The sequence below is a fragment of the Streptomyces lanatus genome (genome assembly GCF_014655715.1).
GTDB classification, from domain to species: Bacteria; Actinomycetota; Actinomycetes; order Streptomycetales; family Streptomycetaceae; genus Streptomyces; species Streptomyces lanatus.
Genome location: NZ_BNBM01000010.1, coordinates 232,183 through 253,145 on the forward strand (window position 1 = coordinate 232,183; position 20,963 = coordinate 253,145).

Below are 20,963 nucleotides of genomic sequence, written 5' to 3' on the forward strand. Positions count from 1 at the left end.
ACGAGATGCTTGCTCACGTTCGTCAACGGGCACCGGGTCAGCTCGCGAAACCGATCGAGGTCTGGTCGGACTCGAGGTCTTTCATCAGGGTCCGCTTGATCAGGTCGATCTTGGCCAGCTGGGCGTGCCGCAGTTCACGCTGCTCGGCCAGTGCGGTCACCGCATCGACGATGCGCTGCTGTTCCTGGAGACTCGGCAATTCGATCTCCACATTCAGCAGTCGGCCGGCAGGCAGGTCATACAGCGCGTCGCGGCTTTCACGCGCCTGCGCGTAGAGACGGGGGTGCACCGAGCGGTGTGAGAGCCAGGCCGCCAGATATCCCGGCAGGATGCGTGTGGTGTCCGGCGAGAGCCTGACGACGCTTCCGCCGTACGTGGCGCTGGGAAGTTGCTCCCTCCACACGATCGCACGGTACCCCCGGCCTGCCATGACACGAGCCGTGAGCAAGACGTCGCCCGCGACCAGCATCTCAGACAGTCTGGGAGGGGAGTCTGCACGCCGGTAACGGAGCCCAGCCGCCACGAATCCCCGCTCAGTGAGGTGACGAGCCTCCACTGCGGGAATACCATTCGTCTCCTCACCCAGGCGACCGGACGTTCCGGTCCTGGCGGTCTTGATGACGTCTCCGAGAGTGCAGCGATCGACTCGGCCTTCAACCTCGGACGCGGCGTCGAGTACCGGTAGCAGAATCATCAGCTCGTCCACGTCCAACTTGTCCAGGGCCCCTTCGACGGTCTTCTCCGTGTCTGTCAGGGCATGGATTCGCTGTGCCGTCTGGCGCCGTCTGTCCGCCACATCCCCGCCGGTCAGCGAGGAGAGGTCCCACGCGCTCTGCTGAGACCACGGGTTGTTCTGGAGGAATCCGGCGCTCGGGCCGGTCAGCTGGGACTCGATCTCACGGAACGACAGCCCGTACTTCTCCTGCCACTTCTCGTACGTCTCGACCAGCTCGCTTCGCCTCGACGCGACGAGGGCGTCGATCCTGGTCGTCAGACCTTCCCGAAGTGCGGACAGGTCCTCGACCGGCGGCAGCAGACGGCCGCGCCGAGCCAGCGTCCTGACATGGGGTCCGATCTCACGCCACCAGTCCGCGAATGCTCCGGAGAGGGCATGAGTAGCCAGGATGCTCGGCGCTCCCATCAACTCTCGGCACACCTTGAGCAGTTCGAGCCTCAAGTCATCCATCCGGTTGTTGGGCGTCTCATGACCACTCGGTGCCGGTACAAGCCCTGCAATGTCCCTCTCCGCCACCTTCCACCACTCACCGAAGGCAGCGAGCAGGCGCTGCTCACGGTCCTGGGCCAGTTCAGCCAGTACTCGAGCATCCGGCCGCTCGGGAGGAGGCAGGAAATCCATGTAGGCCGGATCTCCGTACCGCGCGGTGAAGAGTTGCCGTGGCGTGATCCCGTAGGCTCCCAGCAACGCATTCTTGTCATTGATCTCGGATACAGGCATGCCACCGCTCATGTGGGCCTGAATGTCCTGCGGTTCCGGTAGCGGGGTGCTGTCCACGTACCTGCGGATGTTGAGACTGTCCTCGTTCTCGGAGAGATACGACCGGTCCACGACTCGAGCGAACCGATGGACGTCTTCAAAACCTCGAACTGCGGAAGCGATCTTCTCGACGTGTTCCGATCGCATCAGGTTCTGCGCGAGCCCACGTTCGTATTCACGAGAGGCATCGATGAACAGCACCTTGCCGCGCCGCTCCGGCCTCTTCTGTCCGGGAGCCCGCAGCAGCAGCACGCAGGGCGCGACTGCGGTCGACGAGAAGAGGTTCGGCGCGAGACCGATGACAGCCTCGACCACGTCGGCGTCCAGCAGCGCCGAGCGCGTGGCCTGGTCTCGCCCACCACGGAACAGCGGGCTATGCGTCACCACAGTGCAGACCGATCCGCCGCGCCGGCTCACCAGGCCGAGCATGTACTGGAGCAAGGCCCAGTCCGCCGGACCCCTTTCGGAGACCGGTCCGTACAGTGCGTGCTGTCCCAGTGCCTGTGCCTGGTCCGCCCCGAGGGTCAAACCAAACGGTGGAACGCTGAGAACAAGGTCGAACTCATCTACCGCCTCGGGTGCCGGCGACAGAGAATCACCGCATTCAAGGGCAGCGTCCTTGATCCCGTGAAAGTACAGGTTGAGCCCTGCCAGTTCAGCTGTCGCGGAGTTGAGGTCCTGACCGGCGAGCGCCAACGGTTGAGGATTTCCCCCTTGCTCATCCACGTACTGTTTGGCGCGCAGGAGCATGCCCCCGGTCCCGCAGAAAGGGTCATAGATCCGCGTGCCCACCTGGGGCTGAGCGATTTCGGTCAGCAGGTGGACCAACTCGCGCGGCGTGTAGTGTTCTCCCGAATATCGCATGGACGCCTCGGTCGCCTTCAGAAAGGCCTCCACGGCATCTCCGAGCATCTCCGGGTAAGCCAGGGCTTCGAAGCCGAAGCGTCTCCCTCGGATCCCTCGGAACGCCTCGATCAACCCCTCTTGAGCAGCACGGTCCAAGCGCATCGTGACAGAGGCCGCCCGGCGCAGGAGCGCAGCGATCAGCGTTCGCGGATCCCCGTCTGCCCTGTTCGCGTCTTGCACAGCGAGTGCCTGGCCTTCGAGGATGCTGGGCAGCACACCGGCGGCCCGCCCCTCCTGCGCTGCGGCCACGAAGGCCCGGAACTCAGGTGATAGCGCCTCGTCGAACTCGTCGAGCGCGTGCTGCAAAAAGAGCATCGCGAGGGCCAGATCCCGCCGCTCCCGCGGGTCACTGACAACGCGGGGCACCGCTTCCATCGCGTTACGAAGAACACGCTCCACGTCATTCGGCACGGTGAAGTTCAAAGCCACGCCTTCCCCCCAATCTCGCATCTCCCACTGCGCGGCGCCCCCCACCACACACGGAGACAGTTGGCTCAGTAGTCGACCACGCCCAGGCCTTCTTCGACGAAGCGCCACACGTCGGTGTAGGGGTCCCAGTGATTCTGGTCAGGGCCTGTGTGCACGGCGTTGATCTGCTGCGCGTACTGGCGAGCCTTCTTGTAGTTGCGCGCCAGCTGCCCCGGCTTGATCCGTTTGGCGTCCTCCGGTGACACAGTCTGGCTGTTGGCGCCGTATGTCTGAAGAAGGCCAGGCTGCCGCTTGAGGCGGCCGGCGACGTCGTCGCAGACGCCGCCGAAGGTGCTCGTGTAGTTCTGGTAGTGGAGCAGGCGCCACAGCTCGAAGCAGGGGTGGGAGTAAGCGATGTGGACCCCTGCCTTCTTCGCCCGTGAGAAGGCCGTTGGGATGTCCTTGTGCTGATCCCGGTCGAAAAGGCACCAGACCTGGGGCCAGTTCCAGTCCTCAGGTTTCAGGCCTGCCCTCTTGGCAGCCCTCCGCACTTCGGTCAGCTTGTCGATGGCGTCTTCCACGAGGGGCAGGGGCTTGCGGCGGCTCGACGAAGCTGCGGCGTTCTCGATGTAGTGATTGATCCTGCGACCCTGCTGCGCGCGGGTCCCGTGCTCCATCACGTACTCGACGAACTCCGGCTCGGTGACCTCGCCCTCCGTGAAGACGTACACCTCACGAGGCCGGTCACCGGCTCGTGGCTTCTTGCCGCGGCTTACGCCGTCCCGCCCCTTGACCCTCGCCATCAGGAACGCTCTGCCTCCCCTGCCAGTGCTGTCAGCACCCTCCGGCCGATCTGTCCTTGAGTCACACGCGGTACCGCGCCGAAGGCGCCCGCGAGGTAGGAGTCGCTCAGGTCTTCTTCAGGCCCGGGATCGACATCGCTGAGCGGATACAGCTCCGTGGCTCCGCTATCGTCCTTCTCCGTCAGCCAGATCTGCCCCGGTTCCAATGGGCGACCGCCTCGTGGGCTCTTGAGCAGCGAGGGGTCGTGTGAGGTGAAGACGAGCTGTGCGCCCTTGGTGTTGACCCAGGGAGCCTGGAAGAGCCGAACGACTTCGGCCGCGAAACGGGGATGGAGGCTCGCATCCAGTTCATCGATGAGCAGGACAGCACCTCGGTCCAGAGCCAGCAGCAGAGGCCCGATCAGCGCGAACCACGAGCGTGTGCCGAACGACTCCCGCTGCCAGTCGAAGGCCACAGGCTCACCTGCGTCACTTCCGTGGAGAAGACGAACCCGTGGGCTCTGTCCCGGCTGATGCTCGACTTCAGCGCCTTTGATGCCGAGGTCGGCTACACGGAGCAGTTCCTCGATACGGTCGCGGGACGTCTCGTTCAGGAGCTCACGAGCAGTAAAGGCTTCGCGCTGGCTGCGCTCGGTCTCCGGGGTGATATCCCAGAGGTTCTGGTTGAACCACTGGTAGATCCTGGTGAGTTGAGGGTGGTTGTCGTTGGCGGCTCTACTGAGCAAGAGAGCGTTGGGGCGGGTGCTACGGGCCAGGAGGGCACGGTCCTGAATGCGGTCACCCGGGAACTCGAAGACGCTGCCGCGCGTGGCGTCGCGATCCAGCCACACCTGACGTCGCCCCTTGGGATACGAGTGAAGCCACTCGGATTCCACCCTCGTCGAACCGAGTTCGAACCCGTAAGTCCACCGAACCCCGTCTTCGAGGACGAAGTCGGCTTCATAGAAGGTGCTTTCAGCGGTCGACTTGGGATCGAGCGCGAACTCCTCCCTGGGAATCCCCTGGTAAGAAGTCCACCCCCCATACGATCCGAGGACCGCTTCCTTCATCTTCATGAGGGCGGTGATGACGTTCGACTTGCCCGATGCGTTGGCGCCGAAGATGCCGAGCACCGGGTAGACCTGGAGCGACTTCCCGTCGGAGAGCGTCAGCGTGCGCGCCGCGTCCGATTCATCGCCCTGCGGGACCACGAAGGACAGCTCTTGCTCGTCCCGCAGCGATCGCACGTTCGCCGCGCGAAATCTCAGCAGCATGCTGCCCTCCTCTCGTCGCGCACAGCGTAACCGGGTGATCGCGCACGCACCTACCGGACGGTCACACCAGTCGCCGCGCCGTCGCCCACCGCGTCAGCTCATGCCGGTTCGACAACTGGAGCTTCCTCAACACCGCCGACACATGCGACTCGACCGTCTTGACGGAGATGAACAGCTGCTTGGCGATCTCCTTGTACGCATAGCCCCGCGCGATCAGCCGCAGCACCTCCCGCTCGCGCTGGGTGAGCCGGTCGAGGTCCTCGTCGACCGGCGGCGCGTCCGTCGAGGCGAAGGCGTCCAGGACGAAGCCGGCGAGGCGCGGCGAGAACACCGCGTCGCCGTCCTGGACCCGGAAGATGGAGTCGACCAGGTCCGTGCCGGTGATCGTCTTCGTCACATAGCCGCGCGCACCGCCCCGGATCACACCGATGACGTCCTCCGCCGCGTCCGACACGGACAGCGCGAGGAAGCGGACGGGCTGCTCGGCGTCCGCCATCAACGGGGCGCAGCGGCGCAGCACTTCGACCCCGCCGCCGCCCGGGAGGTGCACGTCGAGGAGGACGACCTCGGGCCGGGTCGCGGTGATCACCGTGACCGCCTGGTCGACGTCCGCGGCCTCTCCGACGACCTCGACGCCGGTCTGCTCGGTCCGGCCGATCTCGGCCTGGACTCCCGTACGGAACATGCGGTGGTCGTCGACGAGCACCACGCGTACACGCCGCTCGTCCGCGCTTCCGCCGGTCGGTTCCGCCGGCTCGTTCGCCTCGGTCGGGTCGCTCATGACGTCTTCTCCGCCCTCTCCATCTCCAGCTCGACCTCCGTGCCGCCGTCGGGCACCGCCCGCAGCCGGGCCGTACCGCCGTTGCGCTCCATGCGGCCGATGATCGATTCTCTGACACCCATGCGGTCGGCGGGTATCGAATCGAGGTCGAAGCCGGGACCGCGGTCCCGGACCGACACGAAGACGGTCTTTCCCTCCACCTCGGCGTAGACCTGCACGGCGCCGCCCTCGCCACCGTACTTCGCGGCGTTCACCATCGCCTCGCGCGCGGCCTGCATCTGTGCGGCGATCCTCTCGTCGAGGGGGCAGTCGCCGACGACCACGACCTCTATCGGGACGCCGTGCTTGTCCTCCACCTCCGCGGCATTGCGCCGCACCGCGTCGGCGAGGTTGGCGGGTTCGTCGGCCTCGTCCTTGCCGGTGCCCTCGGGCTTGTACAGCCAGGTGCGCAGATCGCGCTCCTGGGCTCGGGCGAGGCGCCGGACCTCGTTCGCGTTCTCCGCGTTGCGCTGTATCAGGGTCAGGGTGTGCAGCACCGAGTCATGGACGTGCGCGGCGACCTCGGCGCGCTCCTGGGCGCGGATGCGCATCAGGCGTTCCTCGGAGAGATCCTGGGTCATCCGGACGAGGTAGGGCCCCGCGAGGAGCGTTATGCCGACGAGGACCGCGAGCGCAGCCTGGAGGACGGAGCCGAGGTGGGCCGCCGAGCCCTGGAGGACGAAGATGCCGGAGACGCCGGTCGTGACGAGGACGACGCCGCCCGCGGCGCGCAGCAGGCTGAGGGTCCGCCGGCGCCGTCCGACCTCCATCCAGCGGGCCCGCCGGGCATTGTCGGCCTGGCGCCAGACCAGGGCGACGCCGGCGCCGACGAGGACGGCGGGCAGGAGATAGGCCTTGGCGCCGTTCCCCAGATCGACGCTGCCGACGAAGACCATCGCCACGGCCACCATGAGCAGCAGCGCGACGATCTGTCCCTTGTCGGGCTTGCGGGCGACGAGTCTGCGGCGGCCGTCGGGCGCTGTCTCGGTGGAGAAGGGGGACGGGCGCTGCGCGTCGACCCCGCCGACGCCGAGCGGCACGAAGAACCAGAACGCGGCATACAGCAGAGCGCCGAGGCCGTCCGCCATGAACAGGCCGACGAAGACGAGCCGCACCCAGATGACGGGCAGGCCGAGATGCCCGGCGAGCCCCCGCGCCACGCCCCCGAGCCAGCGACCGTCACTGCTGCGGTAGAGCTTGCGCGGCGGCCGCGGTTCGGCGAGTGGCGCTGCTGCGGCTTCCGGCATGCCATCGATGTTCACACGCCCGGCCCAGCGGGGCATCAGGGTCGACCCCCTAGACTCCCCTGATCTTCGAGGGCCGCTGCCTCGAACGCTTCCCCCTCCCCCGCCTCAGGGCCGATATCAGGGTCCGACCAGGGTCATTCCGACTCCCATCCGACCGACCCGCCCGTCACCATGGACACATGACTGATCACCAGCACGCCGCGGACTCCGTGCCCGGGCCGGACGACGTGCCCACCGCGGGCACCCCGTCCGGCCCGGCACCCGCGAGCGCCGCGGGTGAGGAACCGCGCGCACCCGCGGGCGCGGAAACAACGGACACGACTGATGGGGCGGATACGGCAAGCACGGCGGGCACAGCGGGCCCAGGGCAACCGCCGGAAACACCGGCACCCGCCCTCGCCCCACCCCACCGCTTCCGCCGCGACCGCCGCGGCAAGATGCTGGCCGGCGTGTGTGCCGGGCTCGGGCGGCAGTGCGACATGGACCCGGTGATCTTCCGGATCACCCTCGCCGTACTCTCCGCGACCGGCGGAATAGGCCTCATCTTCTACGGCTTCGCCTGGCTCTTCGTCCCGTACGACGACGAGGACGAGAACGAGGTGCGCAAGCTGCTGACCGGCCGCGTCGACGGACAGGCACTGACGGCGGTGCTGTTCGCGCTGGTCGGCTGCGGTGTGTTCCTGACGCTGCTGAGCAACGGCGGCGTGCTGGCCTTCGCCGTCGTCCTCTCCCTCCTCCTCGCCGGCGCGGGCTACTGGTCACGGCACCGCAGCACCCCCGACCCGGACCCGCTCGCCGCCCAGGCCGTCGCCGACGCCCCACCGGAGGCCCAGGCGCCGCCGGTCCCCGCCGCCTACTCCTCCTGGTGGCGCGACCCCATCGTCAAGGACGGCACCCACGAGGGCGGCACGGGCTATCTCTGGGGCCCGCGCGACTCCCGCGACCGTGACATCGCGGCGGCGGTCAGCATCGGCCTCGGCGGTACCTGGACCAGCCGCCGGGACATACAGACGCGGCGCTCCCCGCAGCCCAAGCCGCGCGGCCCCCGCTGGATAGGCGGCTGGGTGTTCCTGCTGGCCCTTCTCGCGGGCGCCCTCGGCACGGGCGGCACCTGGGAGGACCACGCCCTCGGCACCAGCCTCCAGACGGGCCTGGCCTGCGCGCTGCTGGTCATAGGCCTGGGCATGGCGGTCAGCGCGTTCCTGGGCCGTACTGGAGCGGGCTCGGTCTTCCTGGCGATCATCACCGCGGGCCTGCTGGCCGCGTCGGCCGCCCTGCCCAAGGACATCAGCACCCACTGGATCGAGAAGGACTGGCGCCCGGCGGCGGTGACGGACGTACAGAACCAGTACGACCTGGGAACCGGCGTCGGCACCCTCGATCTGACCCGCCTCGACCTCTCGAAGGACCGGGCGGTGACGACGAGGGCCGATGTGGGCGTAGGCCGGCTCAAGGTGATCGTCCCGAAGGACGCGACCGTGAAGGTGAGCATCGACGTGGGGGTGGGAGACATCCAGTTGCCGGGTGACGACGAGCAGGACGTGGACGTGGCACCGGGCAAACACAAGGAGCTGACCCTGAACCCGCCGACGGGCACGAAGAGTGCGGGCACGCTGGACCTCGATCTGAGCGTCGGCGTCGGACAGGCGGAGGTGAGCCGTGCTACGTCATGAGTTCCAGCCCGGGAGGCTGGTCGCCGGAGCCTTCCTGACCGTCGCGGGCATCATCTACATCGGTGACGCGAACGACGCCTGGGAGACACCGTGGTTCGCGGTGATCCCCCTGGTCGTCGGCGGCCTGTTCCTGGCGGGCACGGCAGGGCTCCTGACCCGGGCGATACGCAGACGCCGACGCACACCGACGTCACCCCACACCCCACCGCACCCCTGACCGAGCCCGACAGCCGCCAACGCCCGTAACCGGGTTGCGGCAAGACCTACCGATAACCCCCCACCCGCTGCCGTCGCCGTGCCCGAAGGGCCGCGTCCAACGACAGCAGAGGGGCGCCCGCGAGCACCAGCGGCAGCCAGGCCATCAGATAGGCCAGGTCATTGCCGTAGTAGTAAGGATCGGAGGCCCAGCTCACCGTCAACCACAGGCTCAGCGAGATGAGCGCCCCGCCGAGCGCCGCCAGACGGGCGAACAGCCCGATGAGGGTGCCGATCCCGACGGCGAGTTCGCCGAAGGCGATGGCGTAGCCGAAGGCCACCGGGTTGTTCAAGGCCATGTCCACCAAGGCCGGGATGGCCGCCGAGTCCTTGACGGCCCGCATCATGTCGCCGATCGAGCCCGCCCCGGAGTCCTTCATGAAGGCGCTGTCCGTGAGCTTGTCCAGCCCGGCGTAGATAAAGGTGACACCGAGGAAGACGCGGAGCGGAAGCAGGGCGTAACGGGTGGCGGTGTCCCGCCAGCTCCGGTCGCCGTCGAGATAAGGGGGGTGCGTGTCCGTGTGCATACCGTGAGTCATCGCCCGTAGCCGCCTCTCGCCCGCCGTGCCGTGACCCCTCGAACGACGATACGTACGCAATCGCCGCGCCGCTCAATCATGCCGCCCGTATTCTCCGCCGCCCCCGCCCCGCTGGAAACCCCGCGTCCCCCACCAACCTCACCAAAGTCTCACGCCCCCTCAGTTCACGGATTTCGGTGGCGGGCCCGATCACGCTCAGGCAGGCTGACCTGCATGGTCTCAGTGGTGCAGAACGTGGCGATCGACTGCGCGGATGCCTATGCGCTGGCGCGTTTCTGGAGTGAGGTGACCGGTTGCCCGCTGCACCCGGAGGTCGAACCGGGCGACCGGGAGACTCAGGTGATGCTCGCGGAGGGCCCACTGCTGTACTTCAACCAGGTGCCGGAACCGAAGACGATCAAGAACCGGATCCATCTGTGCCTCCGCCCGACGACCACGCGCGAGGAGGAGGTCGACCGGCTGCTGAAGCTCGGAGCCACCCTGGTCACCGACCTCAGGGAGCCCGATGGCGCGGGGTGGGCCGTCCTCGCCGACCCCGAGGGCAATGAGTTCTGCGTGCTGCGCAGCGAGTCCGACCGCGCCGCGATGGCCTGAGACGCTCCCCCACCCCCTCCCCGCCTCACTCGGTCACGTCGATCATGTACCGATTCGTCTCCACCCCCACCGCGGTGACCACCTGCACCTCCACCCGCCCCGGCTCCACATCCGCGGGCACAGGCACCGTCAGCACCGCGTCCGTCGGATTGCTGAACCCACCGGCCACCGGCACGAGCGGCACATGCACATGCACCGCCCCGATCCGCACCACCATCCGTGACAGCCGGTCGGCCCCCTGTGCCCCCGGCGGCACGAACCCGGCGCCGCGGATCTCGATGTCGTCCCCGGTCCGGATCGGCGCGTCCAGGGCACCGGCCTCCCGCGCCCGCACCACGGAAAGGATGACCGGCCGGCCCCCCTCCGCGTACTTCCCGGCCAGATACGTGGCCGCCGACACCAGCACCACCACCGCCAGCCCCCACGGCAGATCCGGCAGCTGATCCGGCCGCCGCCCCAGCCGCACCGCGGCGAACAGCAGCGCGACCCCGCCGATCACGACGTACTGGATGTCGGCGAAGGTCCCCCGCCCCGCGTCGTCCGTCAGCAGATCGGCGGCCCGGGGCCGATGCGCCCGTACCTTCTGCAGCCGCTGCCCGAGCACCCGTACTCCCACGACCCGCCGCACCAGGACCGCGATCGCGCACACCACGGCGAGCACGGTCACCACACCCGCGCCCCGCCCGAGTTCGAGCCCGGCGATCAGCGCATCCCGCTCGGCGTGCCCGGAGGCCGCCGCCAGCCGCCCCACCAGCACAAGCACGGCATACGCCACGAACAGCACCCACGCCCCGGCGACCGCACGTGACGTGGAGAGCCGGTTGTCCTCACCGATGACCGGCGCCAGCGCACCGCCGCGCGCCCGGTGGAAGTACGACGCCGCGGTGAGCGCCCCGGCCGTCACGACAGCCGCCAGCAGCCCTGCCGTACGCGCCGCCGTCCACCCCGCGCCGATCGCCGTGAGCGCCTGCACCAGCAGCAGCGCGACCACCAGACCCCAGACCACGCAGGTCGTACGCCACCACAGCCGGCCGAGCCACGCGTCGCCCTCGGCCCGCCCGCGTTCGGCGACGGCCTCCGCCGACTGCGTCAGCTCCTCGGAGACCCACTGCCGCGAGGCCGACGCCGAGTGCGCCACCGCCGCCGGCAGCCCCTGCCCGGCCGCGAACTCGTCCCGCTTCAGCAGGAATTCGGCGACCGCCCGCCGATGCCCCGCACGTGCCCCGTGCGGACAGTCCCCACAGGTGCAGCCGCCCTCATGCGCGCCCATCACCGCGCCGCCCCGCCCAGCCTCCTGCACCGCCACGCCCGACGCCCGCCTTCCTCAGAACTCACGACCTCCAGGGCTCCACACCCTCAGGCCTCGACAACCCTCGCGACCCCACGCCGCCGCCCATGACAAGACGGCCAAGTGACCTCATGGCCTTATAGCCCACAGCCCCACTCCCGGCAGCCGTATCTCACATACCGGCCACCACGGATTCCGGCCATCGCCCGAGCACGCGCGGCGCGACGCACAACTCCCCTGCGGCGCAAGCGAATTGTGCCGCAGTAGCCGCGACCCGCGTCCGGCAGGTCCGTGCGGCGCGGGTGAGGAGAGTCCCCCCGTGTTGACCCGGCTGCGAGAATTTCTCCATGGCCGAGATCATCCAGCGCGACGGGACCTGGGCCTTCGACGGCACAACGGTCCGGATCACGCCGGGACTCCACCGCTCCGTGCCGCTGTTCCGGCAGACGTACGGAGAGATCGCGGTACCCCTCGAAGCCGTCGCGAGCGTCGTCTTCGAACCCGAGCGCAGGCGCGGCAGACTGCGGATGCGGCTGCGTGAGGGCGCCGACCCGCTGCTCCAGGCGACCGGCGGCAGGCTGCCGGAGGCGGCGGATCCGTACCGGCTGACGGTGGACGTCGACCGGGCCGGGGTCGCCGAGTACGTCGCCGAGGAGATCCGCCACGCGCTGCTGCTCGACCAGATCCCCAAGGAGCCGACGAAGACGTACCTCCTGCCCGGCCCACCGGTCCCGGTCTCCGTCCGCTCCTCCGACGGCGTGGTCTCCTTCGACGGCACCCAGGTGCGGATCGACTGGTCCGATACCTCCGACCGGGTCAAACGGGCGACCGGCCCGCGGATCATCCACGTGGGCGACCTCGCCCAGGTGGAGTGGCTGCCCAACTCGGGCCAGGAGGACGGTTTCCTGCGCTTCGTGACCCGGGAGACGGTGTTCTCGAAACTGCCGCCGGAGAAGGACCCGTACGCCCTGGACCTTTGGGGCAGCGTCCGCCGCGACCTGCTCACCGCGCTGGTCGCCACCGCGGTCACCGCCCGTCTGCCGCACCCGTCCACCCGTACCGAAATCGACCGGACCCACGGCCCCGGACCAACGACCGCGGCCCTCCCGCCCCCGGCTGACCACCATGACGTACTGCTACGCAGACTCCGCGAGCTGGGCGAGCTGCATCGCGACGGCGTCCTCACGGACGAGGAGTTCGCGAGGACGAAGGCGGTCGTTCTACGGGGCTTCTAGCCCGCTCTATGGGGCTTCCAGCCCCCTCAAGAAGCACCCTCGGCTCAACTCAACAGATCCGGCTCGCTGCGGCTCACGTCCTGCCACAGCGGCTGATAGTTGATCCACGCCACCAGATCCCCGCCGAGCTGCTCCCGCGTGGCCACGGCCTGCCGGTGCTCGATCAGCACCGGCCGCCCCGCCGCCCTGGCGGTCAGCTGCACCTGGCAGGAGCGTTCCATGGACAGGAACCACCAGGCCGCCGCGTCGACGGAGTCGCCGACGGTGAGCAGGCCGTGGTTGCGCAGGACGAGCGCCTTGTGGGAGTCGAGGGCGTTCGCGATCCGGCGGCCTTCCAGGGCGTCGACGGCGACGCCGGAGTAGGCGTCGTAGAGCGCGTGGTCCTCGTAGAAGGCGCAGCTCTCCTGGGTGATCGGGTCGAGCAGTTCGCCGAGGGCCGCGAGGGCGCGTCCGTGCACCGAGTGGCAGTGGGCGACGGCGACGACGTCGGGGCGGGCGGCGTGGACCTGGGAGTGCACGGTGAACGCCGCCTGGTTGACGTGGTAGCGGCCCTCGATCACCTGTCCTTCGGAGTTGGCGAGGACCAGGTCACTGACGGTGACGTGCTTGAACGGCATCCCGAACGGGTTGACCCAGAAGCAGTCGCTGAACTCGGGATCGCGCGCGGTGATGTGCCCCGAGACCCCGTCCTCGAACCCGAGCCGCCCGAAGATCCGCAGCGCGCCCGCGAGCCGCTCCTTGCGGTGCCGGCGCTCGTCGTCGAGGGACTCGTGCATCGGCGGCATCGCGAACCGCAGCTGATCGGTCGGCAGCGGTGAGGGCGGTGTGGGCCCGAGGGGCGTCCCGTGCATGTGTCCTCCAGCACTGGGTGGCTTACGTGGCGGAAGTTACCCTCGGTCAGCGCAGGAGAACAGACATGTTCTGTAAAGATCCGACGCCCACCGCACCCGGAAGCGGGAGGGAATCCGGACAGCGGATGTCGGGTATCGGCGCGACACTCGCCGTATGACAGTGAACTGGGCCTCCTTCGCCGAGGCCGAACCCGACCTCGCCCGCACCACCGAGGAACGCTTCGGCGCCTTCACCCACCACACCCTGGCCACCCTCCGCAAGGACGGCTCCCCGCGCACGACCGGCCTGGAGGTCCGTTTCCTGCGCGGCGAGCTGTGGCTCGGCATGATGCCGAACTCGCTCAAGGCCCTCGACCTGCGCCGCGACCCGCGCTTCGCGCTCCAGGCGAACCCCGGGGAGGGGCAGTCGTTGGGCGGCGGTGACGTACGGATCTCGGGGCGGGCAATCGAGGTCGAGGACCCGGCACTGAGGGCCGTATACACCGAAGAGGTGGAACCCCCGGAGTCACCCGAGCCGTTCCACCTCTTCCGCACCGAGCTGACGGAGGTCGTGCGGACCTACGTCGAGGACGAGAAGTACCTCGTCGTCCAGATCTGGAAGCCCGGCGAGCCCGTACGCACGATCAAACGTACCTAGGGCCTACTCCCACTCGATGGTGCCCGGCGGCTTGCTGGTCACGTCGAGGACGACCCGGTTGACGTCCCTCACCTCGTTCGTGATCCGCGTCGAGATCTTCGCCAGGACGTCGTACGGCAGTCGCGACCAGTCGGCGGTCATCGCGTCCTCGGACGAGACGGGCCGCAGGACGATCGGGTGGCCGTAGGTCCGGCCGTCGCCCTGCACGCCCACGCTGCGGACGTCCGCGAGCAGGACCACCGGGCACTGCCAGATGTCCCGGTCGAGGCCGGCCGCGGTGAGCTCCTCGCGGGCGATGGCGTCGGCCTCGCGCAGCAGGTCGAGCCGGTCCTTGGTCACCTCGCCGACGATCCGGATGCCGAGGCCGGGGCCGGGGAAGGGCTGGCGCTGGACGATCTCGTCGGGGAGCCCGAGCTCCTGGCCGACCATCCGCACCTCGTCCTTGAACAGCTTGCGCAGCGGCTCGATCAGCTTGAATTCGAGGTCTTCCGGCAGCCCGCCGACGTTGTGGTGGGACTTGATGTTCGCGGTGCCGGTGCCGCCGCCGGACTCGACGACATCCGGGTAGAGAGTGCCCTGCACCAGGAACTCCACCGCCGGGCCCTCGTCCGCGATGATCTCGGCCTGGGCCTGCTCGAAGACCCGGATGAACTCGCGGCCGATGATCTTCCGCTTCTCCTCGGGGTCGGAGACGCCCTTGAGTGCGGTGAGGAAGCGCTCCTCCGCGTCCACGACGACCAGCTTGACGCCGGTCGCGGCGACGAAGTCCTTCTCGACCTGCTCGGTCTCGCCCTTGCGCATCAGACCGTGGTCGACATAGACGCAGGTCAGCTGGTCGCCGATGGCGCGGGCGACGAGTGCGGCCGCGACGGCCGAGTCGACGCCGCCGGACAGACCGCAGATGGCCCGCCTGTCGCCGACGAGCGAGCGGATCGCCTCGACCTGCTCCTCGATCACATTGCCCGTGGTCCAGTTCGGGGCCAGCCCCGCGCCCCGGTACAGGAAGTGCTCCAGCACCTGCTGCCCGTGCGTGGAGTGCATGACCTCGGGGTGGTACTGGACGCCGTAGAGCTTCTTCTCGTCGTTCTCGAAGGCGGCGACCGGGACGACATCCGTGGACGCGGTGACGGTGAAGCCCGCGGGGGCGGCGGAGCAGGCGTCGCCGTGCGACATCCACACATGCTGCTCGTCCGGGGTGCCCTCGAAGAGGGTGGAGGACGACCGGGAGACATGGAGATCCGTACGGCCGTACTCGCGCGCCCCGGTGTTGTCGACCGTGCCGCCGAGGGAGCGCGCCATCAGCTGGAAGCCGTAGCACATGCCGAACACGGGGACGCCGGCCTCGAAGATCTCGCGGTCGAGGCCGGGTGCGCCCTCCTCGTACACGGACGAGGGGCCGCCGGAGAGGATGATCGCCGCCGGGTTCTTGGCGAGCATCTCCTGGACCGGCATGGTGCTCGGCACGATCTCGCTGTAGACCCGGGCCTCGCGGACGCGACGGGCGATGAGCTGGGCGTACTGCGCACCGAAGTCGACGACCAGGACGGTGTCGGGGGCGGCGGCGGGGTTCGCTGATGACACGGGTTGCCTTCCGGCGGTGAGCGAGGTGTGTGTGGGGCCGAGTCTACCGGGATCGTCGGGGCCCCCTCCGGGGCAAGGCCCGTCTCAGGATGCGAACCGTCTTGGACGGCTGCGCGAGGCGCGGCATACTGACCTCATGCTCACGCACCCGACCTTCCTCTTTACCTATGGCAACCGGCCCGCCGGCTGCCATGGTCGTGCTGCTTGAGCAACTGACAAGCGACTTCCCAGGCGCCCCGGGCCGACAAGGCCCGGGGCGTCTGGCGTTTCCGGGTCCTGTCGCTCCGGGGCACCGACCCCCTTCCACGAGGAGCCCCGAAATGACCGCCATCGACGTGACCGGCGCCCGCACCCCCGAGGCCGCCGACGTGATCACCGGTGCCCGTGAGCGCATCGACGCGCTCGACGACCGGATCATCGGCCTGATCCAGGAACGGATGGCCGTCTCGGCCGTCGTCCAGGAGGCGCGGATCACCTCCGGCGGCCGGCGGGTGAACCTCTCGCGCGAGATGGAGATCCTCAGCCACTACAGCGAGGCGCTGGGCAAGCCGGGCACGTCCCTGGCGATGACGCTCCTCGAACTGTGCCGGGGTCGCATCTGAGTTCGGCCCGCTCCTCACCCGTACGGCGCGTGACGCCTCCCGCACCGCTTCGTTGGTACCGGTGTCCGTGCCAGCCAGGGGCGGGCCCGAGAGAACCACGCGTGGCTCGCTGGAGCGATGAGGCGTACGGATCACTCCGTACGCCGTGGGACCTCGCTCCAGACAAGTGACCGGACGGCAGGGGACAGCAGCCCGGTCACCCAGTGAAGGTCGGCTCCGGGGACGCCCGGGGCCGACCGGCGGGATCGGCGAGACGGAGTACAAGGCCGGGCCGAACGGTTGCGGAGGCCTCGCCCTTCCAGCACGATGCACAGCACAACCCCCGAAGCCAGCGGCGCAACCCCCCGGCGCCGCTCCCAGGCACCGACGCTGCCCTGACGTCGGTGCTGACCAAAGAAGGGCCCCGCGGCTCAGCCCTGCGGGGCCCTTCTCATGTGTCATCTCCGGTGCCATCTCCTGTGTCAGGTGCGGGAGACGACACCGCACCCTTCCGCCGGGTCGGCGTCGATGTCCTTGCTGCGGTCGTACGGGTCCGTGGTGGGGCCGGTGGGAGGGGCGCCGGTGGGTGCCGACGAGTCGAAGTGCGGGTGCAGATAGCCGTCGTAGACGTCGCAGGCCGAGTTGCCGATCTCCTGGTCGTAGCGCACGACGGCGATCTTCCCCGGGGTGACCTGGTACCGGGCCGGGTCGGAGAGTTCGACGTCGATGACGCGGCGGATGATCGTGCGGGCCACCTCGGCGGAGTCCCCGGCCGCGCCCTCGGGGACGAGCGGGTAGACGAAGGTGTAGTCGGCGTGCACGACGACGGAGGCGTGCTCGCCCGCCTTGAACGTCATGCGCCCGCGCGTCTTGACGACGTCACCGGCGGGCCGCACCTCGTCGGGGTCGAAGCGGCTGAACATGCGCAAGGGGTCGTTGTCCTTGTCCGGCTTGCGCAGCGAGGTGGTCAGCTGATCGAGCAGCTTCGGCTGGAGGGGATCGAGGACGCCGAGGGCGGTCTCCGGGCGTTCGCCGCGCAGGGTGGCCGGGTCGAGGTTGGCGTCGATGAGGAGCTTCCTGGTCCGCTGCAGCGCCTGCTCCACCTGCGCCTTGGACAGCGAGCCGACCGCGGTGGCCTTCGGCACTACGATGCCGGCCTCGCCGTCGGCCCAGCGCTCGGCCGGCGAACCGGCGAACGGCCTGGCCAGGGTGGGTACCGCGGGATCGGCGGCGCTCGGCGCGGCCGTCGGGGCGGCGGTCTCCGCGGGGAGGGGCGAGGCGGCCACGCCCTGCGGTGACGAGTCGCCGGTGCCGAAGGGATCGCCGGGTATCAGCGAGGGCCGTATCGCCACGACGGCCACCGCGACGGCTAGCGGTACGCCAACGATCGCCCACCACCGACGGCGCCGGGCGGCCCGGCCGTTCATCTCCTGCCAGGCGGGACCGGTGCGCCACCCTTCGGGCAACTCCCCACGGGCCTCCTGCTGCCGAAGCCGCTCGGTGACCATGCGGGCCCGGGCGGAGGGTTCCTTCGGAGCAGAATCCCGGTCGCGCTCGGCGTCCTGGATGAACTTCTCCCAGTCCTCGTCCGATATGGACGAGCCTTCGGACGGCTTGTCGGTCACGGCGGTGTGCGCTTCCTCTCGATGGGCTGTGCATGCCAGCCGGCTGAGCGTACGTCAGCTCCGGGCCGCCGAGACGAGGACTTTGTTCGTGACCCAGGTCACATAAAAAATCTGTTAGTTCAAGCACAACCATCCACAGCCGTCACTGATCAAACTCTGCGTATCAAGGGCCACTCCCGCGCCCCACACGCGGAGGCCTCCCTATTTGCGCGTGCCGCGATGTCGCGGCACGCCGGACTTTCCGAGGTCTTCATGAAGCTTCGCCGTGCAATGGCCGCCGCGGCGGCGACGGCCGTCATAGCGCCGATCGCGCTGCTGTCGGCACCGGCCGCGTTCGCCACGGACGAGACCACCCCGGCGCCGACGGCGTCGGAGAGCACTCCGGCCGCGGAGGAGAGCACTCCCGCGCCCGAGGAGAGCACCCCCGCGCCGGAGGAGTCGACCCCCGCCCCCGAGGAGAGCACCCCCGCTCCGGAGGAGTCGACCCCCGCCCCCGAGGAGAGCACCCCCGCCCCGGAGGAGAGCACTCCCGCGCCCGAGGAGAGCACCCCCGCGCCGGAGGAGTCGGAGACCTCGGACCCCGAGGACCCCGAGGACCCGGCGGCCTGCGAGGACTCCAAGGTCGACGTCAGCTACAGCGGTCTGCCCGGCAAGATCGCCGCGGGCAGCGGTTGGCACAAGTTCTCGCTGAACGTGCTCAACACCTCCGACTCGGACCTCCAGCGCCTCGACTTCTTCGCCGGGGCCTCCTCCGACGCGGACGGCATGGAGCTGTTCCGGAGCAAGCAGGTCGAGCTCCAGGCCTGGGACCCGCAGAACAAGGTCTGGGTGGCCCTCAGCGAGGACGGTTACGCGGTCGGCTACGTCGGTTACACCGATGACCTCAAGCCCGACTACGAGGTCAACATCCCGATGCGGATCAACGTGAAGTCCAGCGCCCCGGCCGGCGCCGGCTTCACGCTCGGCGCGACGATCTACGGCGACGCCGACGGCGACTGCGTCGGCTTCGGCGATGTCGCGTACAAGTTCCAGATCGTGGCCGCCGGCACCGACACGGACGGCACCAAGCCGCAGGAAGGCGGCAAGGCCCCCGTCACGGACAAGGAGCCGAGCAGCAACACGCCGGAGGTCACCGGCAACCTCGCCGAGACCGGCTCCAGCTCCAACCTCCCGGTCATCGGCACCATCGGTGGTATCGCCATCGTCGCCGGTGCCGGTGTCGTGTTCGCGATGAAGCGCCGCAAGGTGGGCGCGGAGGCGTAAGCCTCGGCAGAGCTACACGCAAGAAACAGAGAAGGACCTGCGCTCGGAGGGGGGTGCAGGTCCTTCTCGGTTTTTCTATAGAGGTCTCTGCTTCAGAGGTCTCTACTTCTTCGGTGGCACCGCCGGTATCCCCAGGAACGGCAGCTTCAGCGCGCCGAACGCCTCCGCCGGGACCGCCGGGGACTGCGGCTCGACCGGCTTGAGGCGTTCGTACGCGGTTCCCTGCGCGGGACGCGGGTCGGCCTCGCCGTTGTTGGGCCAGTACGACATCGCCCGCTCGGCCTGTGCCGTGATCGTCAGGGAGGGGTTCACCCCGAGGTTGGCGGACACCGCCGCCCCGTCCACGACCGAGATGCCGGGGTGGCCGTAGAGGCGGTGGTACGGGTCGATGACACCGGTCTCCGGCGAGTCGCCGATCGGGCAGCCGCCGAGGAAGTGTGCGGTGAGGGGGGTGCCCATCAGCTCGCCGACGTTGGAGCCGGCGAAGCCGTTGATGTCGGTGGCAATCGCGGACGCGGCCTGGGAAGCGGCCTTGATCTGCTTGGGGTTGGGGGCGCCATGGCCCTGGCGTGCGGTCAGCAGGCCCTTGCCGACGCCGTCCGGCTTCAGATACGTCGTCAGGGAGTTGTCCAGCGACTGCATGACCAGGCCGATGATGGTCCGCTCCGACCAGCGGCGGTTGGAGAGGGAACGCAGGACCAGGAGGGGATGGCGGGCCGCGTTCGCCAGCCAGGCCGCCACCCGCGAGGAGCCCTCCGCGTAGGGGACCTGGAGGATCGACAGGCCGCCCATCGAGTTGGAGCCCTTGCCGTAGCGCACCGGCTCGATGTGGGTGTTGTCGTCCGGGTGGATCGAGGACGTGATGGCGACTCCTCGGGTGAAGTCGACCTTCTGCTCGCCCGTCGCCTTGCGGTAGCGCCGGTTGTCGGTCTGCGCGCCGACGAGGGCCTCGGAGTTGGTGCGGGTCAGCTCGCCCAGCTTCGGGGAGAGGTACGGGAGCTGGCCGCCCGCCTTCATACGGTGCAGGAGGGTCTGGGTGCCGTAGGTACCGGCCGCGATCACCACGCGGCGGGCCTTGAACAGTCTGCCCTCGCCCTTCTTCTTGCCGTCGGTCGGCAGGGTCGCCACGGCGTAGCCGCCCTGTGAGTCGTCGGTGATCGAGACGACCGTCGTCATGGGGTGGACGACCGCGCCCGCCTTCTCGGCGAGGTAGAGGTAGTTCTCGTTGAGGGTGTTCTTCGCGCCGTGCCGGCAGCCCGTCATGCACTCGCCGCACTCGGTGCACGCCTTGCGCGCCGGGCCCGCCCCGCCGAAGTACGGGTCGGCTGCCTCCTGCCCCGGCTTCACCCGGGACTCGCCCTCGGCGTCCTCGCCGTCCCCGAAGAACACGCCGACCGGCGCCATGTGGAAGCTGTCGCCGACGCCCATCTTCTCGGCGGCCGCCTTCAGATGGACGTCGGAGGGGGTCATCGTCGGGTTGAGCCGTACGCCGAGCATGCGCTGCGCCTGGTCGTAGTACGGCTTCAGCTCCTCCTGCCAGTCCGTGATGTCCCGCCACTGGGGGTCGTCGAAGAACGCCTTCGGCGGTACGTAGAGGGTGTTGGCGTAGTTGAGGGAGCCGCCGCCGACGCCCGCGCCGGCCAGGACCATGACGTTGCCCAGCAGGTGGATGCGCTGGATGCCGTACATGCCGAGTTTCGGGGCCCAGAGGTAGTTCTTGAGGTCCCAGGAGTTCCTGGGCAGGGCCTCTCGGGTCCAGCGGCGGCCGGCCTCCAGGACTCCTACGCGGTAGCCCTTCTCGGTGAGGCGAAGGGCGGTGACGGAGCCGCCGAAGCCGGAGCCGACGACGATCACGTCGTAGTCGTAGGTGTCCTGTGGCACGTGCTCTCCTCGTTGAGAACGGGGCTCT

The 20,963-nt window shown here is 69.1% G+C and carries 18 protein-coding genes; 7 read left to right on the top strand and 11 right to left on the bottom strand.

Annotated elements, in window-relative coordinates:
- Positions 1 to 37 precede the first annotated feature (37 nt).
- From IE325_RS26245 to IE325_RS26265, 5 genes are all read right to left on the bottom strand, one after another.
- Positions 38 to 2,830 carry an N-6 DNA methylase gene (locus IE325_RS26245; protein WP_190072514.1) on the bottom strand — a complete coding sequence of 931 codons (2,793 nt, stop codon included), beginning with the start codon at positions 2,828 to 2,830 and terminating at the stop codon, positions 38 to 40.
- A gap of 65 nt (positions 2,831 to 2,895) precedes the next feature.
- A complete protein-coding gene (locus IE325_RS26250; protein ID WP_190072515.1) occupies positions 2,896 to 3,612 on the bottom strand; it encodes an RloB family protein in 717 nt (238 codons plus the stop codon).
- A complete protein-coding gene (locus tag IE325_RS26255; RefSeq protein ID WP_190072516.1) occupies positions 3,612 to 4,865 on the bottom strand; it encodes an AAA family ATPase in 1,254 nt (417 codons plus the stop codon). Before IE325_RS26255 ends, IE325_RS26250 begins: the two co-directional genes overlap by 1 nt.
- Positions 4,866 to 4,926: 61 nt before the next feature.
- Positions 4,927 to 5,646: a LuxR C-terminal-related transcriptional regulator gene (locus tag IE325_RS26260; RefSeq protein ID WP_190072517.1), complete on the bottom strand. Its 720-nt coding sequence runs from the start codon at positions 5,644 to 5,646 to the stop codon at positions 4,927 to 4,929.
- Positions 5,643 to 6,968 (bottom strand): ATP-binding protein, encoded by a 1,326-nt coding sequence (locus tag IE325_RS26265; protein ID WP_190072518.1) that lies wholly within the window; start codon positions 6,966 to 6,968, stop codon positions 5,643 to 5,645. The genes IE325_RS26260 and IE325_RS26265 overlap by 4 nt, the downstream gene beginning before the upstream one ends.
- Before the next feature lie 143 nt (positions 6,969 to 7,111).
- Here IE325_RS26265 and IE325_RS26270 point away from each other — a divergent pair, with 143 nt between their 5' ends.
- Both IE325_RS26270 and IE325_RS26275 read left to right on the top strand, forming a co-directional pair.
- Positions 7,112 to 8,605 (top strand): PspC domain-containing protein, encoded by a 1,494-nt coding sequence (locus tag IE325_RS26270; protein ID WP_190072519.1) that lies wholly within the window; start codon positions 7,112 to 7,114, stop codon positions 8,603 to 8,605.
- On the top strand, positions 8,592 to 8,822 hold the full coding sequence (locus tag IE325_RS26275; protein WP_190072520.1) for a hypothetical protein: 231 nt from the start codon (positions 8,592 to 8,594) through the stop codon (positions 8,820 to 8,822). Before IE325_RS26270 ends, IE325_RS26275 begins: the two co-directional genes overlap by 14 nt.
- Positions 8,823 to 8,868: 46 nt before the next feature.
- On the opposite strand, the gene IE325_RS26280 is transcribed toward IE325_RS26275, so the two are convergent.
- Positions 8,869 to 9,399 (bottom strand): DoxX family protein, encoded by a 531-nt coding sequence (locus IE325_RS26280; protein WP_190072521.1) that lies wholly within the window; start codon positions 9,397 to 9,399, stop codon positions 8,869 to 8,871.
- A 213-nt stretch (positions 9,400 to 9,612) separates the two neighbouring features.
- Between IE325_RS26280 and IE325_RS26285 the strand changes: the two genes are divergently transcribed.
- Positions 9,613 to 9,993 (top strand): VOC family protein, encoded by a 381-nt coding sequence (locus IE325_RS26285; protein ID WP_190072522.1) that lies wholly within the window; start codon positions 9,613 to 9,615, stop codon positions 9,991 to 9,993.
- A 25-nt stretch (positions 9,994 to 10,018) separates the two neighbouring features.
- Here the strand turns inward: IE325_RS26285 and IE325_RS26290 are convergent, their stop codons facing one another.
- On the bottom strand, positions 10,019 to 11,299 hold the full coding sequence (locus tag IE325_RS26290; protein ID WP_190072523.1) for a hypothetical protein: 1,281 nt from the start codon (positions 11,297 to 11,299) through the stop codon (positions 10,019 to 10,021).
- A gap of 329 nt (positions 11,300 to 11,628) precedes the next feature.
- Here IE325_RS26290 and IE325_RS26295 point away from each other — a divergent pair, with 329 nt between their 5' ends.
- Positions 11,629 to 12,516, top strand: coding sequence for a DUF4429 domain-containing protein (locus tag IE325_RS26295; protein ID WP_190072524.1), 888 nt, complete (start codon positions 11,629 to 11,631; stop codon positions 12,514 to 12,516).
- 44 nt (positions 12,517 to 12,560) lie between these two features.
- Here the strand turns inward: IE325_RS26295 and IE325_RS26300 are convergent, their stop codons facing one another.
- On the bottom strand, positions 12,561 to 13,367 hold the full coding sequence (locus tag IE325_RS26300; protein ID WP_190072525.1) for a class II aldolase/adducin family protein: 807 nt from the start codon (positions 13,365 to 13,367) through the stop codon (positions 12,561 to 12,563).
- A gap of 154 nt (positions 13,368 to 13,521) precedes the next feature.
- Between IE325_RS26300 and IE325_RS26305 the strand changes: the two genes are divergently transcribed.
- Positions 13,522 to 14,004, top strand: a complete 483-nt coding sequence (locus IE325_RS26305) for a pyridoxamine 5'-phosphate oxidase family protein (protein WP_190072526.1) — start codon at positions 13,522 to 13,524, stop codon at positions 14,002 to 14,004.
- 3 nt (positions 14,005 to 14,007) lie between these two features.
- Here IE325_RS26305 and guaA read toward each other — a convergent pair whose 3' ends face one another.
- Positions 14,008 to 15,585, bottom strand: a complete 1,578-nt coding sequence (gene guaA / locus IE325_RS26310; protein ID WP_190072527.1) for a glutamine-hydrolyzing GMP synthase — start codon at positions 15,583 to 15,585, stop codon at positions 14,008 to 14,010.
- A gap of 320 nt (positions 15,586 to 15,905) precedes the next feature.
- Here guaA and IE325_RS26315 point away from each other — a divergent pair, with 320 nt between their 5' ends.
- On the top strand, positions 15,906 to 16,187 hold the full coding sequence (locus IE325_RS26315) for a chorismate mutase (protein ID WP_190072528.1): 282 nt from the start codon (positions 15,906 to 15,908) through the stop codon (positions 16,185 to 16,187).
- Positions 16,188 to 16,648: 461 nt separating this feature from the next.
- On the opposite strand, the gene IE325_RS26320 is transcribed toward IE325_RS26315, so the two are convergent.
- Complete coding sequence (locus IE325_RS26320) at positions 16,649 to 17,791, bottom strand: hypothetical protein (RefSeq protein ID WP_190072529.1); 1,143 nt, start codon at positions 17,789 to 17,791, stop codon at positions 16,649 to 16,651.
- A gap of 252 nt (positions 17,792 to 18,043) precedes the next feature.
- Between IE325_RS26320 and IE325_RS26325 the strand changes: the two genes are divergently transcribed.
- Entirely contained in the window at positions 18,044 to 19,054 is a 1,011-nt protein-coding gene (locus tag IE325_RS26325) for an LPXTG cell wall anchor domain-containing protein (RefSeq protein WP_190072530.1), read from the top strand.
- A 102-nt stretch (positions 19,055 to 19,156) separates the two neighbouring features.
- Here IE325_RS26325 and IE325_RS26330 read toward each other — a convergent pair whose 3' ends face one another.
- Complete coding sequence (locus IE325_RS26330) at positions 19,157 to 20,935, bottom strand: GMC family oxidoreductase N-terminal domain-containing protein (protein ID WP_190072531.1); 1,779 nt, start codon at positions 20,933 to 20,935, stop codon at positions 19,157 to 19,159.
- Positions 20,936 to 20,963 lie beyond the last annotated feature (28 nt).

Bases quoted from the DNA above. Each gene is read 5' to 3' on its own strand.
- IE325_RS26250 (WP_190072515.1), bottom strand. From the start codon at position 3,612: ATGGCGAGGGTCAAGGGGCGGGACGGCGTAAGCCGCGGCAAGAAGCCA.
- IE325_RS26255 (WP_190072516.1), bottom strand. From the start codon at position 4,865: ATGCTGCTGAGATTTCGCGCGGCGAACGTGCGATCGCTGCGGGACGAG.
- IE325_RS26260 (WP_190072517.1), bottom strand. From the start codon at position 5,646: ATGAGCGACCCGACCGAGGCGAACGAGCCGGCGGAACCGACCGGCGGA.
- IE325_RS26265 (WP_190072518.1), bottom strand. From the start codon at position 6,968: ATGCCCCGCTGGGCCGGGCGTGTGAACATCGATGGCATGCCGGAAGCC.
- IE325_RS26270 (WP_190072519.1), top strand. From the start codon at position 7,112: ATGACTGATCACCAGCACGCCGCGGACTCCGTGCCCGGGCCGGACGAC.
- IE325_RS26280 (WP_190072521.1), bottom strand. From the start codon at position 9,399: ATGACTCACGGTATGCACACGGACACGCACCCCCCTTATCTCGACGGC.
- IE325_RS26285 (WP_190072522.1), top strand. From the start codon at position 9,613: ATGGTCTCAGTGGTGCAGAACGTGGCGATCGACTGCGCGGATGCCTAT.
- IE325_RS26295 (WP_190072524.1), top strand. From the start codon at position 11,629: ATGGCCGAGATCATCCAGCGCGACGGGACCTGGGCCTTCGACGGCACA.
- IE325_RS26300 (WP_190072525.1), bottom strand. From the start codon at position 13,367: ATGCACGGGACGCCCCTCGGGCCCACACCGCCCTCACCGCTGCCGACC.
- IE325_RS26305 (WP_190072526.1), top strand. From the start codon at position 13,522: ATGACAGTGAACTGGGCCTCCTTCGCCGAGGCCGAACCCGACCTCGCC.
- IE325_RS26315 (WP_190072528.1), top strand. From the start codon at position 15,906: ATGACCGCCATCGACGTGACCGGCGCCCGCACCCCCGAGGCCGCCGAC.
- IE325_RS26325 (WP_190072530.1), top strand. From the start codon at position 18,044: ATGAAGCTTCGCCGTGCAATGGCCGCCGCGGCGGCGACGGCCGTCATA.